Annotated in this window: 14 protein-coding genes; 6 read left to right on the top strand and 8 right to left on the bottom strand. The window is 68.3% G+C overall.

The window, feature by feature from the left end; genetic code table 11:
• Positions 1–25: 25 nt before the first annotated feature.
• From ACYVLV_RS13040 to ACYVLV_RS13030, 3 genes are all read right to left on the bottom strand, one after another.
• Complete coding sequence (locus tag ACYVLV_RS13040; protein ID WP_460810528.1) at positions 26–829, bottom strand: sugar phosphate isomerase/epimerase family protein; 804 nt, start codon at positions 827–829, stop codon at positions 26–28.
• Between the two features lie 4 nt (positions 830–833).
• Complete coding sequence (locus tag ACYVLV_RS13035) at positions 834–1760, bottom strand: Ppx/GppA family phosphatase (RefSeq protein WP_460810527.1); 927 nt, start codon at positions 1758–1760, stop codon at positions 834–836.
• Positions 1761–1869: 109 nt separating this feature from the next.
• Complete coding sequence (locus ACYVLV_RS13030; protein ID WP_460810526.1) at positions 1870–2235, bottom strand: VOC family protein; 366 nt, start codon at positions 2233–2235, stop codon at positions 1870–1872.
• 121 nt (positions 2236–2356) lie between these two features.
• Here ACYVLV_RS13030 and ACYVLV_RS13025 point away from each other — a divergent pair, with 121 nt between their 5' ends.
• The 3 genes from ACYVLV_RS13025 to ACYVLV_RS13015 all read left to right on the top strand — a co-directional run bounded on the left by ACYVLV_RS13025 (position 2357) and on the right by ACYVLV_RS13015 (position 4606).
• Positions 2357–3127, top strand: a complete 771-nt coding sequence (locus tag ACYVLV_RS13025; RefSeq protein WP_460810525.1) for a hypothetical protein — start codon at positions 2357–2359, stop codon at positions 3125–3127.
• A 118-nt stretch (positions 3128–3245) separates the two neighbouring features.
• The gene (locus tag ACYVLV_RS13020; RefSeq protein WP_460810524.1) at positions 3246–3884 is read left to right on the top strand and encodes a VOC family protein; all 639 of its coding nucleotides are present in this window, start codon (positions 3246–3248) and stop codon (positions 3882–3884) included.
• The gene (locus tag ACYVLV_RS13015; RefSeq protein ID WP_460810523.1) at positions 3809–4606 is read left to right on the top strand and encodes a class I SAM-dependent methyltransferase; all 798 of its coding nucleotides are present in this window, start codon (positions 3809–3811) and stop codon (positions 4604–4606) included. The genes ACYVLV_RS13020 and ACYVLV_RS13015 overlap by 76 nt, the downstream gene beginning before the upstream one ends.
• Before the next feature lie 3 nt (positions 4607–4609).
• On the opposite strand, the gene ACYVLV_RS13010 is transcribed toward ACYVLV_RS13015, so the two are convergent.
• Complete coding sequence (locus tag ACYVLV_RS13010) at positions 4610–5647, bottom strand: LacI family DNA-binding transcriptional regulator (protein ID WP_460810521.1); 1038 nt, start codon at positions 5645–5647, stop codon at positions 4610–4612.
• Positions 5648–5803: 156 nt separating this feature from the next.
• Here ACYVLV_RS13010 and radA point away from each other — a divergent pair, with 156 nt between their 5' ends.
• On the top strand, positions 5804–7243 hold the full coding sequence (gene radA, locus ACYVLV_RS13005; protein WP_460810520.1) for a DNA repair protein RadA: 1440 nt from the start codon (positions 5804–5806) through the stop codon (positions 7241–7243).
• Positions 7244–7329: 86 nt separating this feature from the next.
• Positions 7330–8415, top strand: a complete 1086-nt coding sequence (disA, locus tag ACYVLV_RS13000; RefSeq protein WP_460810519.1) for a DNA integrity scanning diadenylate cyclase DisA — start codon at positions 7330–7332, stop codon at positions 8413–8415.
• On the opposite strand, the gene ACYVLV_RS12995 is transcribed toward disA, so the two are convergent.
• Positions 8412–9152 carry a hypothetical protein gene (locus ACYVLV_RS12995; RefSeq protein WP_460810517.1) on the bottom strand — a complete coding sequence of 247 codons (741 nt, stop codon included), beginning with the start codon at positions 9150–9152 and terminating at the stop codon, positions 8412–8414. The two genes, disA and ACYVLV_RS12995, sit on opposite strands and share 4 nt — an antisense overlap.
• A gap of 66 nt (positions 9153–9218) precedes the next feature.
• Here ACYVLV_RS12995 and ACYVLV_RS12990 point away from each other — a divergent pair, with 66 nt between their 5' ends.
• Complete coding sequence (locus ACYVLV_RS12990) at positions 9219–10085, top strand: HhH-GPD family protein (RefSeq protein WP_460810516.1); 867 nt, start codon at positions 9219–9221, stop codon at positions 10083–10085.
• On the opposite strand, the gene ACYVLV_RS12985 is transcribed toward ACYVLV_RS12990, so the two are convergent.
• The 3 genes from ACYVLV_RS12985 to ACYVLV_RS12975 form a co-directional block, all read right to left on the bottom strand.
• Entirely contained in the window at positions 10051–11130 is a 1080-nt protein-coding gene (locus ACYVLV_RS12985; protein ID WP_460810514.1) for a glycosyltransferase family 2 protein, read from the bottom strand. The two genes, ACYVLV_RS12990 and ACYVLV_RS12985, sit on opposite strands and share 35 nt — an antisense overlap.
• 180 nt (positions 11131–11310) lie before the next feature.
• A complete protein-coding gene (locus ACYVLV_RS12980) occupies positions 11311–13908 on the bottom strand; it encodes an ATP-dependent Clp protease ATP-binding subunit (protein WP_460810513.1) in 2598 nt (865 codons plus the stop codon).
• 225 nt (positions 13909–14133) lie between these two features.
• A complete protein-coding gene (locus tag ACYVLV_RS12975; protein WP_460810512.1) occupies positions 14134–14460 on the bottom strand; it encodes a histone-like nucleoid-structuring protein Lsr2 in 327 nt (108 codons plus the stop codon).
• Positions 14461–14483 lie beyond the last annotated feature (23 nt).

The raw sequence follows: 14483 nt of genomic DNA, 5'->3' as shown, positions 1-14483 counted from the left end.
TTGGACCACTACGAGCGTCAGACCCTCACGGTACGCCGAAGTGCGTGCGTGCGAACTCCAGCGACTCCCGCAGGTCCGCCTCGCGTTCCTCCCTGTTGCCGCAGCGGCGCGTGTTGATCTCCAAGATGATCTGGCCGTCGAAGCCGGCGGCGAACAGGTGGTTGAGGAACGGAGCCGCTCCCATGATCCCCCGACCGGGGACCAGGTGTTCGTCCTTGGCCGACCCCGACCCGTCGGTCAGGTGGATATGCCGCAGCCGGGGGCCCAGGCGTTGGGCCATCTCGATCGGGTCCGAGGCGGCGATCGCGGCGTGGGACAGATCGATGGTGGTGTTGGCGTAGGGCTCCCCGGAGGGATCCCAACCCGGGAGGTACATCTCGATCCCCCGCTTGGACGAGGCCCGCCAGGGGTACATGTTCTCCACCGCGAACTTGATGCCCGTGGAGTTCTCCAACGCCGCGATGCCCTCGACGAAGCCCGCGGCGTAGTCCTTCTGCCAACGGAACGGCGGGTGCACGACGACCACCTCGGCGCCCACCTCGAGCGCCATCTCGGCAGACCGTTCGAGCTTGCCCCACGGCTCGGTTCCCCACACCCGCTGGGTGAAGAGCAGGCACGGCGCGTGGACCGCGCTGATGGGCACGCCGTGGTGTTCGGAGAGCTGCTTGACGGCGCTGATCTGTTGGGACAGGGCATCGATCCCCACCATCACCTCGACCGAGTCGTAGCCGATCGAGGACGCGTAGGCGAAGCCATGGGCGGTGGACTCGGGGTAGACCGACGACGTCGACAATCCCACCCGGGGGCGATCGGGTCCGGTACCCGTCACGTGCTCAGCTCCCCAGCTGGTCGATGCGTTCGAGGATGACACCTTCGCGCAGGGCCCAGGGGCAGATGTCCAGGCTGGGCAGGTCGAAGATGTCCATGCACGCCTCGGCGACCAGGGACCCCGGAACGATCTGATGGGTGCGACCGGCCGAAACCCCGGGCAGGTCCGCGAGTTCCTCGGGCGACATCCGGGCCAACTTCGGAATCCAGTCCCGCAGGTCGTCCAACCTCAGCTCACGGCGTACCAACGGACCGTCTGCGGAGGGCGCGGCACCACAGATGCGCGCCAGTGACCGGAAGGTCTTCGAGGTCGCGGCCGCTCCCTGGGGGCGTCCGCCGCGCAGCAGGTGGCCGGCATCGCGGGCGATCTCGGTGCGGATGTGCTTGCGCAGCGTCTTCAGTTCGGCTTCGTCCGGCTTGTGCTGGAAGTGTTGACGAGCCAACCGCCCTGCACCCAGGGGCAGGGACCAGGCGACGTCGGGAGCCTCGTCACTGCCGGAGGCGATCTCCAGGGACCCACCTCCGATGTCGAAGACCGCCAATCGACCGGCCGACCAGCCGAACCAGCGGCGTACGGCCAAGAAGGTCAGGCGGGCCTCGTCTTCCCCGGCGAGGACCGAGATCTCGACCCCGGTCTCTTCCCGGACGTGACCCAGGACCTGGTCACAGTTGCCGGCGTCACGCACCGCGGAGGTGGCGAAGGACAACATGTCCTCGCACCCCTTCTCCTCGGCGACCACCAGCGCCTCGGCGGTGAAGGCGGTCAGGGCATCGATCCCGGCCTGAGTGACCTCACCGGCCTCGTCGAGGTGTTCGGCCAGGCGCAGGGGTTGCTTGTGCGAAGAGGCCGGAAGGGGGGCGGCGCCGTTGTGGGCATCGACCACCAAGAGGTGGCCTGTGTTCGACCCGATGTCGAGGACGCCCAACCGCATGACCCCACGGTACGGCAGACCGGGGCGCTGACCGACACAACCGGCTCGGGGCGGACCGTCACGAGGCCGGTGGTCCAGACCGTTGGTGAGCCTGTGGCGGTCCGAGGGACTAGGCCGAGGACCAGACGCCGAGTTGGTTGCCGCTGGGGTCGGCGAAGTGGAAGCGACGGCCGCCCGGGAAGGCGTAGGGCCCCTGGGTCACCTCGCCACCTCCGTCGCGGACCGCCTGCGCACTGGCGTCGAGATCCTCCGACCAGAGCAGCACCAGCGGGCTTCCGGTGGAGATCTCACCACCGACGTTCAGCCCGCCGACCTCCTCGGCTCCGCTGGGATCGCGGATCCCGGCGTAGACCGGCGCGTAGTCGGTGAACTCCCAGCCGAAGACGGAGCCGTAGAAGGCCTTCGCTCCCACCAACCCGGCCTCGTCGGGAACGTTGATCTCGATGTAGTCGATGGCGTGATGAGTGTGTGACATCGGTCCTCCTGGTGTGGGTGCGTCGTGCGATGACTCTGCACGACGCCGCCGACACTGCACTCTCGCTCCCCCGACCCTCCGCGAGGGTGGGCGTCGTCCCGGAGCCGACTACTGTGCGCGCATGCCCGAAGTCGACCTGGTTTTCCCCCGCGCCTACGTGGAGTTCGTCAACCCCTCCGACGAGTCCGAGGTGATGCGGTGTGACCTGACGTGGTTGACCTCGGCCTACACCTGCATCTTCGGGCAGGGGTGCGCGGGCATCTACGACACGTCGCCGGACACCGGGTGCTGCACCCTGGGAGCGCACTTCGCCGACGACGAGGACGAGGCCCGCGTCAAGGGTTTCGTCGATCAACTCACCCCGGCCCAGTGGCAGTTCAAACCCGACCGCACCAGCGGGAAGGTCAAGAAGAGCGACTGGATCGAGACCGACGACGAGGGTGACCGCAAGACCCTGACGATCGAGGTCGACGGGCAGCAGGCCTGCGTGTTCCACAACCGCACCGACTTCGCCGAGGGCGCCGGGTGCGCCCTGCACCTGTTGGCGCTCCAGCAGGGTCGCAACCCGTTGGAGACCAAACCGGATGTGTGTTGGCAACTGCCGATCCGGCGTACCTTCCGCGAGGTCGAGGAGCAGGACGGCCGGACCTACACCGAGGTGTCGATCGGCGAGTACGACCGACGCGGATGGGGCGCTGGCGGCCACGACCTCGACTGGTACTGCTCGGGCAACACCGAGGCACACGTGGCCGCGGAGCCGGTCTTCCTCACCCACGCCGCCGAACTGACCGAGCTGATGGGACGAGCCGCGTACGACGAACTGGTGCGTCACTGTGAGGCTCACGTCCGGTCTCGATCGGTGCTCGCCCTGCACCCCGCCGACCCCCGTTGAGGGGCCCTTCGGTAAGAGGTCTCTGACCCGCGGACCCTGTTCACCACCGAGGTCTCTCGATATCGAGAGACCCCGACCCCCGTGTCACGGGCCGCACTCCTCGTGCTGACAATGAGTCATGCGCCTCGATCATCTTTCGTTCGCCGCCGGCCCCGATGGACTGGCCAACACCGCCGAGCGCATCGGGGCTCTGCTTGGCTGTTCGTTCGTCGACGGCGGCGTCCACCCGCGTTTCGGCACCCGCAACATGATCCTCCCGCTGGCCGATCACACCTACCTCGAGATCGTCGAGGTGCTCGACCACCCGGCCTCGGACAAGGCACCGTTCGGCCAGGCCGTCCGGGCGCGCTCCGCGGCCGGCGGGGGTTGGCTCGGTTGGGTCGTGGCCGTGGACGACATCGACGTCGTGGAGCAACGCCTGGGCCGCGAAGCGGTGAAGGGCAACCGGCACCGTCCCGACGGCACCGAACTGCTCTGGCAGCAGATCGGCGTCCAGGGTCTGATGGCCGATCCCCAACTCCCCTTCTTCATCGAGTGGGAGACCAGCCCCGAACTGCACCCCTCCGCGGGCGCCGACGCCGGGTTCTCCTTGTGCTCGCTGGAGATTGCGGGAGATCCACATCGCGTCAGCGAATGGCTGGGCGAAAGCGTGGAATCTCCGCTCGAGGACGTGAAGGTCGAGTGGGTCGCACCGAACGGCACCCCGGGTGTCTTGGCCGCAACGGTCCAGACGCCCCACGGTCTGGTGCGGATCTGAGTCCTGGTCCGACTCGCGGCACCCCGGCCCGCGGAGCCATCCCGAGCCCGAACATCTGGCGCACTCCCGAGACCTACGAGATCGAGAACCACGCCGTCGACCCGGACGGCCAACTGGCCCACGTGCTCGAGCATCTTCCCGCACCGGCCGACTGGACGGGCACCGTCCTCGACCTGGGTTGCGGCACCGGTTTCCACCTCCCGAGCTTCGCGGCCCGGGCCCACTCGGTCGTCGGCGTGGAACCCCACCCGGATCTCCTGCAACTGGCCGCGCGGCGGACGCGAGCTCTGACCAACGTGACGCTAATGTCCGGGACCGCCCAGGAGATTCCGCTCCAGGATGCCTCGGTGGACACCGTGCACGTGCGGTGGGCCTACTTCTTCGGCCCCGGGTGCGAACCCGGCCTGGCCGAGTTGGACCGCGTCGTACGCCGGGGGGGTACCTCGGTCGTGATCGACAACGACTCCTCCCGATCGACCTTCGGGGGATGGTTCCGTCGGGGATATCCGCACCTACCCACGGCGAAGGAGATCGAGCGCTTCTGGGCCACCCGTGGGTGGACCCGAACCTCGGTCGACATGGGGTGGCGGTTCACCAGTCGCTCGGATCTGGAGTCGGTGGTGCACATCGAGTTGCCCACAGCGGTGGCCCACAGCGTCCTGGCCCAACACGTGGGTCTCGAGATCGACTACGCCGTCAACGTGTGGTCCAAACGCCACTGACCCTCAGCTGGAGCCGCGAATCTCCAGGGTCGGGGCGAGGAGCAGCCCGCCGCTGTTGACCGAGGGGGCCGTCAGCAGGCCCGCCAGCGCCTTGACCGTCTCGGCCGCCACAGCTTCGAGGGGTTGTCGGACCGAGGTCAGACCGGGGTGCACTACCTGGGCGACCTGGGAGTCGTCGAAGCCGACGACCGCGATGTCCTTGCCGGGGTGCAGGCCGCGTTCGGCGAGGGTCTGCAGAACCCCCATCGCCAGGGTGTCCGAGGCACAGACGAAGGCTGTGGGACATCTGCTGCGGGACGCGTCGAGCAACGCGTGGCTGGCCTCCCGACCGCTGCGCACCGTGTCCTCGACCCGCGAGGCCAGCCCCGAGGTCGGCAGGCCACGTGCCCGCAACGCCCGGCTCCACCCCGATCTGCGGTCCTCTCCGAGCCATGCGCCCTTGCGCCACCCGAGCCACGCGATGCGTTCGTGACCCTTGTCGAGCAGGTGGTTCGTGGCCAACTCGATCCCGGCGGCGCCGTCCACATCGATCCACGGGTGTCGCGCGCCCGGGTCCTCCCACGGCCGGCCGAAGGCCACGAACGGGGCTCGCCGACGGGCCAGGAGCGACGTCTCGGGTATCCCGAAGTGGGTGTTGGTGACCACGAAAGCATCGACACTGTTGGTGCTCAGGAGGTCGTCGTACCCGGTCATCGGGTCACCCGTCTTCGCTCCGTCGGCGCTGTCACCGCCGAAGAGCAGCACGTGGTAGCCGGCCTCGCTGCTGGTCTCCACCAGTGCGTGGACGAAGCGGTCGATCACGGCGTTGGCGGTGAATTCCTGCACCGGGTTGATCCGCAGACCGATCAGGTGGGAGGAACGGGTACGCAGGTTCCGCGCAGCCCGGTTCGGTTGATAGTGCAGCGCGTCGATCGCGGCCTGGACCCTCGTGAGCGTCTCGGGGCGCAGGAGGTCCGGGTTGTTGACCGCATTCGACACGGTCTGGCGCGAGACACCGGCCCGCTCGGCCACGTCCGCGAGGGTGGTTGCGACAGGAGGCATCCGTGACACACCCACCACTCCCCTGTCGTTCAACCGCGCCAGCAGTCCTCCGTGCTGCTGGAACGTTCCAGGTATTCAACACTGAAACCCTTCCAACCGCACCCCCGCACCACGGATTCTGCGGCAGTGTCGGTGCTGTCCTCTAACGTGCTGGACATGTCGAAGCCCTCGAATCGTGCCAGCCGTCCGGCCTACACCTGCTCCGAATGTGGCTGGACCACGGGCAAGTGGGTGGGCCGGTGCGGCGAGTGCCAGTCGTGGGGCTCGGTCGCGGAGGCGGCCGCCCCCACCAGTCGCACCGCCGCCGGACCCGTCACCACCGCTGCGGTGCCGATCGGTGAGGTCTCGGTCAACGATTCCTCCTTCCGCGCCAGCGGCGTCTCGGAGCTGGACCGCGTCCTGGGCGGCGGGCTCGTCCCCGGCGCGGCGTTGCTGCTGGCCGGCGAGCCCGGCGTCGGGAAGAGCACCCTGCTCCTCGAGGTCGCGGCGCGGACCGCGCAGGCCAAGCAGCGCACCCTCTACGTCACCGGCGAGGAGTCCGCCTCCCAGGTGCGGTTGCGCGCCGACCGGACCGGCGGGGTCCACGACGAGTTGTTCCTGGCCGCCGAAACGGATCTGGGCGCCGTACTCACCCACATCGAGGAGGTCCGACCGACCCTGCTGGTCGTCGACTCCGTCCAGACCATCAGCGTGGCAGGGGTCGACGGGGTTCCCGGTGGGGTGACCCAGGTCAAGGAGGCCGCCGCTGCCTTGATCCGGGTGGCCAAGACGCGCAACATCACCACGATCCTCGTCGGTCACGCGACCAAGGACGGCTCCATCGCGGGGCCTCGGGTGCTGGAACACCTCGTCGACGTCGTGCTGCACTTCGAGGGGGACCGCAACTCCCGCTTCCGGATGCTGCGGGCGGTGAAGAACAGATTCGGCCCGGTCGACGAGATGGGCTGCTTCGACCTGGGCCCGGAGGGCATCGTCGCGGTCGCCGACCCCTCCGGGCTCTTCGTGGAGCACACCCACGAACGGATCCCCGGCACCTGCGTCGCCCTGATGATGGAGGGCCGCCGGCCGATGCTGGCCGAGGTGCAGGCGCTGGTCGCCGTCTCTCCCAGCGAGCGCCCCCGCCGCACCACCTCGGGTTTGGACGGGTCCCGACTGGCCATGGTCCTCGCGGTGCTCCAACAACACTGCGGGATCCGTCTTCACAGCCACGACGTGTTCGCCTCCACCGTCGGAGGGGCCCGATTGACCGACCCGGCCAGCGACCTGGCTCTCGCCATCGCATTGGCCTCCTCACTGTTCGTCTCCGCTCCACCCTCCGGTGTGGTGGCGATGGGCGAGATCGGGTTGGCCGGCGATCTACGCCGGGTCCGAGATCTCCCGCAGCGACTCAGCGAGGCGGCCCGACTGGGATTCACCACCGCTGTCGTTCCCGCAGAACCCGGGCTGCGCGGTGTCCGGTCGGTTCGCACCGATCGGATGGTCGACAAGATGCGCGTCATCGAGGCCCACGACATCCGGTCGGCCCTCCATCTGCTGCACCTGACCCAACGCACCAAGCACGCCCTCGAGGTCGTGGAGGTCGGCGAGGACGGCTAGTTGTGATGTCCAGCCGGGTAGTGCGAGCCGGTGGACCGGCGACGGGCCTACACTCGCCCTGACACCACCATCACCCGAGGAGAGCCGTGCCCGGCACCGACCGCCCCGACGATGCGCTGCGTCTTCGCGAGACCCTCGCTCGGATCGCGCCGGGAACCGCCCTGCGGGACGGCCTCGAACGGATCCTGCGCGGGCGCACCGGAGCCCTGATCGTCATCGGACACGACAAGGTCGTGGAACAGATCGCGACCGGCGGGTTCGAACTCGACGTACCCTTCACCGCCACCGGCCTGCGAGAACTGGCCAAGATGGACGGCGCGATCATCCTGGACGGCGACAACGTCCGGATCCTGCGGGCCGCGGTCCATCTGATGCCCGATCACACGATCGTCTCGGAGGAGACCGGCACCCGCCACCGGACCGCTGAGCGAGTGGCCAAGCAGACCGGCTTCCCGGTCATCTCGGTGTCGCAGTCGATGCAGATCATCGCGGCGTACGTCGGGGACACCCGCAAGGTCCTCGAGGGGTCCGGGCAGATCCTGGCCCGCGCCAACCAGGCCCTGGCCACCCTGGAGCGCTACAAGATGCGGTTGGACGAGGTCTCCAGCACCCTGTCGGCATTGGAGATCGAGGACCTCGTCACCGTGCGCGACGTCGCGGTCGTGGCCCAACGCCTCGAGATGGTGACCCGCATTGCCCGGGAGATCGAGGACTACGTGCTCGAGCTCGGTTCGGACGGCCGACTGCTCTCCCTCCAGCTCGAAGAACTCATTACCGGCGTCGACCGGGAGCGAGAGCTGGTGATTCGCGACTACGTCCCGGCCGGGCCTCGGGCGAAGAGTCCCGCCGAACTGTTGGCCCGCCTCGAAGCGCTGACCCCGACCGAGTTGGTCGACCCGGCCTCCTCGGCACTGGTGCTGGGCATCGGCACCGCCGAGCACCTCGACGGGGCGGTCTCCCCGCGCGGCTACCGCCTGCTGGCCAAGGTGCCCCGCCTGCCCACGAGCGTCGTGGAGCGGCTGGTCGACCACTTCGGCACCCTGCAAAAGCTGCTCTCGGCGGGCGCCGAGGACCTGCAGATCGTGGAGGGCGTCGGCGAGCTACGGGCCCGCAGCGTGCGCGAAGGGCTCACCCGGTTGGCGGAGTCCACGATCTTGGAGCGCTACGTCTAGTTCTGCTTCTTCTTGTTCTTGTTCTTCTGCGTGTTCTTGTTCGGGGTGGGCTTGGGCGTGGTGACGATGATCTCCGGGCTGGGTGATTCCAGCTCGAAGGTTGCGTCGGTCGGCTCGCCCCCGAACGCTGCGGCCACCACCTGGTAGGTGCCGGGCAGGGCCCAGTCCGTCAACGCGGAGCAGTCGTCGTCCGAGCGTTTGGCCCCCCAGACCAGGCCTACGGTCGACGTCACGTCGCGGCGTACGACCACGTCCTCGACCGGCACCGGGCCCGGGCAGTCCAGGGTCGACCAGACATCGTCGTCGCCCGAGGTGATCTTGACGGTCACGTGATTCGCCGAAACCTCCCAGGTGCAGGCCTCGGCGAAGTTCGTGCGCAACTGGAGCACGATGGGCACCCCGGACCCGGCGATCGCTTCTGGCACCAGCGGGGTGACCACGAGGTCGGCGTCGATGCAGGGTCCGCTGGGTTCGGCCAGGGGCGTGGGCGTCGCCACCGCTTTCTTCTTCTTCTTCTTGCCCTGTCCCGGGTTGCCGGAGGTGGTGGCCGCGGGGGTGGGTTCGGCGGCGACCTGTTGGGCGGTCTCCTGGCCTGCGGCGACCCCGTCGGAGGCGTCACTGCCCCCGCTCAGCACCCGGGCGATGACGAAGACCAGGGTGATCGCGAGCAGGACGGCGAAGCCACGCCGTCGCCAATAGACCCCTGAAGGGAGCGGGCCCCGGGTCATGGTCGACATGGTGAGCAAGGGTAGTCAGACCCCGGTGATCTCTGGTGGTGCCACACCGCGAGAGGATCGGCGACGATGAACGACCTGCTCGAACCCATCCTGGAGTGGTACGACGACCACGCCCGCGAACTGCCGTGGCGGGGCACCGCAGCCTCCGCCTGGTCGGTGATGGTCTCGGAGTTCATGCTCCAGCAGACCCCGGTCAAGCGGGTGCTGCCGGTGCACGAGGCCTGGCTGGAGGCGTGGCCCACCCCGGCAGATCTGGCGGCCCAACCGACCGGGGAGGCGGTGCGCGCCTGGGGCCGGTTGGGGTACCCACGACGCGCGCTGCGCCTGCACGCGGCGGCCACCGCGATCGTGGCCGACCACGGGGGTGTGGTGCCCGCCGACTACGACGACCTGATCAATCTCCCGGGTGTGGGTGACTACACCGCTGCGGCCATCGCGAGTTTTGCCTACGGCCGCCGGCACGTAGTGCTCGACACCAATGTGCGACGGGTCTTCGCCCGCGCCGTCGGTGGCGTGGAGTTCCCGGCGACGGCCGTCAATCGCGCCGAGCGAGACCTGGCCACCTCGTTGTTGCCAGCCGACGCGGCCACGGCCGCCACCTGGGCCGTGGCGGTGATGGAGCTGGGTGCGCTGCGTTGCACCGCGGCCAAACCCGTCTGCTCCGAGTGCCCGATCGCCGATCGGTGCGCCTGGCGGGCTGCCGGCTACCCGGCGTACGACGGACCCCCGCGGAAGGCGCAGACCTGGGCGGGAACGGATCGCCAGTGTCGGGGACGGTTGCTGGCGGTGCTGCGCGACTCCCCGGGCGACGTACCCGCGGTGCGGCTGGACGTAGTCTGGGCCGACGAGGGTCAGCGGGTGCGATGCTTGGCGAGCTTGATCGAGGACCGGCTGGTCGTCAGGACCGACGCAGGAAGCTACGCCCTGCCTTGACCCTCGCGATGCCGGCCCCCGTCCCGGCCTCAGCCAGGATCTTGTCGACCTCCGCCGCAGGAGTGCCCGGATGGAAGGGTCGCTTGGAAACCCCGGCGATGGCCGCGAGCGCGTCGGCGAAACGCTGCTCGTCATCCCCGGGCCACGGGGCGGGCTCGTGCGAACCCTGCAGCGGGTCGACCTCGACGAGCAGACGGAGGTCGCGCAGGGTCTCGAAGTCGTCCTCCGTGGTGCGCTCGAAGATCCGCCGGAAGAACGGCGCTGCCTCCTCCGCGGAAAGGCCCAGACCGATCAGGGCGCGCAGTGCGACCGCGGTCGGCTCCCGACCTGGTCGGAAGTTCGCCATCGGGCCGGCGGACAGGATGGAGGTCCACTTCCGCACGAAGTCCTCACCGGAGTAGGACTCGTAGTGCAGCAGGCTCAGCGCCGGGTCCTTGAAGGTCGGCAACTCCTCGCCCTGGGCATCTACTCCGTGATGGAGGGTCAACCACCGGTCGGTGCCGGGGCGTACGCCGGACTTGCCGTCGACGTGGCCGTGGAAGTACGCCCCGTTGTGCGCTCGATCGATGACCCCGAGGGTCTCCAGCAGGGTCAGCTCGGCCTTGGAGAGCTTCCGCTTGAACCAGGTCGGATCACCGTCCCAGTATTGACGGCTGACCGCCTCCAGCGGCGCCAGCGTCACCACCTGGGTCTCGTCCGGAACGCTGGCCAGCACACCTCGGTCGATCTGGGCGACCTCGTCGGCGTCGAGGTGGAAGACCCACTCGACCGACTCGACCGTCGAGGCGACCGCCTTGATGACGTTGGCGTTGATCCGCTGCCGGACATTCAGCTCCGCGGGCCTTTCTCCGTGCCACCAGGACTTGTCGGTGCGGATGCAGGTCACGTGCGTCTGCTCCTCCAGCCAGGACCGCACGCCCGGGCAATCGGAGTCCCCCGCGTCGAGGAAGACCACGAGGTGGTCGATCCCGCCGGCGAGGTTCCCGGCCACGAACCGCTGCACGTTGGGCAGGGTGTCCTTGACCGTGCTGGCGCTGATGATCATGGAGTCCACCCTAGTGCCGCTGGTCGGCGTACCGAGTCGGGTTGGGCCAGGGTTGCGGTGAGTACGGCGTCGTTCGGGCGCCTCATTCGACACCCTCACTCACCACCACCCGGTGCCGCCAAACGCCGAACGGCTGCCGCCTCCCGGGGGAGACGACAGCCGTCAGGGTGTGAGACGGATTCAGTCCGCGGTGGCCTCGGAGCCACCTTCGGTGCCCGTACCGGGCGCCTTGGGGACGTCCGGCGGGCCGTCGTCCTCGAGCGCTTCGATTCCGGCGGCGACCTCGGCGGCCTCCAAGGGAGGCATGTCCGGCATCTCGCCCATCTTCTGACCTTCGAAGGTGAAGGAGGCCTTGGGGCCGTCGCCGTCAACGCCGACCAACACGATCTGCCCCGGGCCGACTTCGCCGTAGAGCATCTTCTCGGCGAGCACGTCCTCGATCTCGCGTTGGATCGTGCGGCGCAGCGGACGCGCACCCAGGACCGGGTCGAAGCCGCGCGAGGCCAAGAGGTTCTTGGCCGGCTGGGTCAACTCGATGCGCATGTCGCGGTCGCGCATCCGCAGCTCGACCGAGGCGATCATGTTGTCGACCATGGCCACGATCTGCTCCATGTTGAGCGGCGGGAAGACGATCGTCTCGTCGACTCGGTTGAGGAACTCAGGACGGAAGTGCTGCTTGAGTTCGTCGTTGACCTTGGTCTTCATCTTCTCGTAGTCGCCGATGGTGTCGTTGGACTGGAAGCCCAGGTTGACGCCCTTGGCGATGTCGCGGGTTCCGAGGTTCGTGGTCATGATGATCACGGTGTTCTTGAAGTCCACGACCCTGCCCTGAGAGTCGGTCAGGCGACCTTCTTCCAGGATCTGCAGCAGGCTGTTGAAGATGTCCGGGTGCGCCTTCTCGACCTCGTCGAAGAGGACAACGGAGAACGGCTTGCGGCGCACCTTCTCGGTGAGCTGGCCGCCCTCTTCGTAGCCGACGTAGCCCGGAGGCGAACCGAAGAGACGCGAGACGGTGTGCTTCTCGGCGAACTCCGACATGTCGAGCTGGATCAGGGCGTCCTCGTCGCCGAAGAGGAACTCGGCGAGAGTCTTGGACAGCCAGGTCTTACCGACACCCGAGGGGCCGGCGAAGATGAAGGAACCACCGGGACGCTTGGGGTCCTTCAGACCGGCACGGGTACGCCGGATCGCCCGGGAGAGGGCGCGAACGGCCTCTTCCTGACCGATGACGCGCTTGTGCAGCTCGTCCTCCATCTTGAGCAGTCGGGTCGACTCCTCCTCGGAGAGCTTCACGATCGGGATGCCGGTCGCCACGGCGAGCACCTCGGCGATGAGTTCCTCATCGACCTCGGCGACCTCATCCATGTCGCCCGCGCGCCATGCCTTCTCACGCTCGGACTTCTTGAGGATCAGTTGCTTCTCCTCATCGCGCAGCCGGGCTGCGGCCTCGAAGTCCTGACCGTCGATGGCGGCCTCCTTGCGCTTGCGGACCTCACCGATCTTGTCGTCGTACTCGCGCAGGTCGGCGGGCGCCGTCATCCGACGGATCCGCAGTCGCGAGCCGGCCTCGTCGATCAGGTCGATGGCCTTGTCCGGCAGGAAGCGGTCGGAGATGTAGCGGTCGGCCAGCGTGGCGGCGGCCACGAGCGCCTCGTCGGTGATCGTCACCCGGTGGTGCGCCTCGTAGCGGTCCCGCAGACCCTTGAGCATCAGGATCGTGTTGGCGATCGAGGGCTCGGCGACCTGGATGGGCTGGAAGCGACGCTCGAGCGCCGCGTCCTTCTCCAGGTGCTTGCGGTACTCGTCGAGTGTGGTGGCACCGATGGTCTGCAGCTCGCCCCGCGCCAGCATCGGCTTGAGGATGCTGGCCGCGTCGATGGCGCCTTCGGCGGCACCGGCCCCGACGAGGGTGTGGATCTCGTCGATGAACAGCACGATGTCACCGCGGGTGCGGATCTCCTTGAGGACCTTCTTCAGGCGCTCCTCGAAGTCACCGCGGTAGCGGCTACCCGCGACCAGGGCACCGAGGTCGAGGGTGTAGATCTGCTTGTCCTTGAGCGTCTCGGGGACGTCACCGCGGACGATGTCGGCGGCGAGGCCCTCAACGACCGTCGTCTTGCCGACGCCGGGCTCGCCGATCAGCACCGGGTTGTTCTTCGTACGCCGCGACAGGATCTGCATGACCCGCTCGATTTCGCTCTCGCGACCGATCACCGGGTCGAGCTTCCCTTCACGGGCGTCCTGGGTCAGGTTGCGGCCGAACTGGTCGAGGACCAGCGAGGACGACGGGGTCTCACCCGCAGCGCCCTGGGCGGCCGCGGCGGCGGTCGACTCCTTGCCCTGGAAGCCGGAGAGGAGCTGGATGACCTGTTGGCGCACCCGGTTCAGGTCTGCGCCGAGCTTCTGCAGCACCTGGGCGGCGACGCCCTCTCCCTCGCGGATCAGACCGAGCAGGATGTGCTCGGTGCCGATGTAGGAGTGGCCGAGTTGCAGCGCCTCGCGCAACGACAACTCGAGCACCTTCTTGGCGCGCGGGGTGAAGGGGATGTGGCCGCTCGGGGCCTGCTGGCCCTGACCGATGATCTCCTCGACCTGGGCGCGCACGGCTTCCAGAGAGATGTCGAGGCTCTCGAGGGCCTTGGCGGCGACTCCTTCGCCTTCGTGGATGAGACCCAGCAGAATGTGCTCGGTCCCGATGTAGTTGTGGGAGAGCATGCGGGCCTCTTCTTGGGCCAGCACGACCACCCGGCGGGCTCGATCGGTAAATCTCTCGAACATGCTCATCGCTCCTTGACGCGTATCCCGGATCGTGGGGTCCCGCCCGGTCCTGGGTGGAGGGAGGGGTACGGGAGTTCTAACCCCGATGACAGCCTACGCGTTCCCGGAAAGCGACTTCATCGCATCCGCTCTCAGCGAACACGGTTCCCGGGTCCCCCTGGGCACCGTGACGCGAAAAGCGCCTCCCGGAACGATCCGGGGGCGCTTTTCGCGTAGCAGCAGACCTCAGTGCGCGGCGTCGTACGCCTCACGGATCTCGGCGGGGATGCGTCCACGCTCGGGGACCTCGTGACCGGCCCCGCGGGCCCACTCACGCACGTCCTTGGCGGCGGGGCCACCCGTGGCGGAGGACTTGGGGCGCCCGGCGCGGCGGGAGCCAGCGACCTTGCGAGCCTCGGACACGTAGAGCGCCAGAGCGTTGCGAAGATCAGAGGCGTGCTTCTCGTTGAGGTCGATCTCGTAGTTGGTGCCGTCGAGACCGAAGGAAACGGTCTCCACCGCTTCGGACTCATCGAGGTCGTCGATCAGAACGATGCTTACCTTCTGTGCCATGCGTGGGATTCCTAACGTGGGGA

This window comes from Nocardioides salsibiostraticola (assembly GCF_054783655.1).
This window is presented reverse-complemented; position numbering and strand designations above follow the sequence as displayed.

Excerpts from the sequence above, each read along its gene's own strand:
- ACYVLV_RS13010 (WP_460810521.1), bottom strand. The coding sequence starts at position 5,647 with ATGCCTCCTGTCGCAACCACCCTCGCGGACGTGGCCGAGCGGGCCGGT.
- ACYVLV_RS13025 (WP_460810525.1), top strand. The coding sequence starts at position 2,357 with ATGCCCGAAGTCGACCTGGTTTTCCCCCGCGCCTACGTGGAGTTCGTC.
- ACYVLV_RS13020 (WP_460810524.1), top strand. The coding sequence starts at position 3,246 with ATGCGCCTCGATCATCTTTCGTTCGCCGCCGGCCCCGATGGACTGGCC.
- ACYVLV_RS12985 (WP_460810514.1), bottom strand. The coding sequence starts at position 11,130 with ATGATCATCAGCGCCAGCACGGTCAAGGACACCCTGCCCAACGTGCAG.
- ACYVLV_RS12995 (WP_460810517.1), bottom strand. The coding sequence starts at position 9,152 with ATGTCGACCATGACCCGGGGCCCGCTCCCTTCAGGGGTCTATTGGCGA.
- ACYVLV_RS12975 (WP_460810512.1), bottom strand. The coding sequence starts at position 14,460 with ATGGCACAGAAGGTAAGCATCGTTCTGATCGACGACCTCGATGAGTCC.
- ACYVLV_RS13035 (WP_460810527.1), bottom strand. The coding sequence starts at position 1,760 with ATGCGGTTGGGCGTCCTCGACATCGGGTCGAACACAGGCCACCTCTTG.
- ACYVLV_RS12980 (WP_460810513.1), bottom strand. The coding sequence starts at position 13,908 with ATGTTCGAGAGATTTACCGATCGAGCCCGCCGGGTGGTCGTGCTGGCC.
- ACYVLV_RS12990 (WP_460810516.1), top strand. The coding sequence starts at position 9,219 with ATGAACGACCTGCTCGAACCCATCCTGGAGTGGTACGACGACCACGCC.
- radA (WP_460810520.1), top strand. The coding sequence starts at position 5,804 with ATGTCGAAGCCCTCGAATCGTGCCAGCCGTCCGGCCTACACCTGCTCC.
- ACYVLV_RS13030 (WP_460810526.1), bottom strand. The coding sequence starts at position 2,235 with ATGTCACACACTCATCACGCCATCGACTACATCGAGATCAACGTTCCC.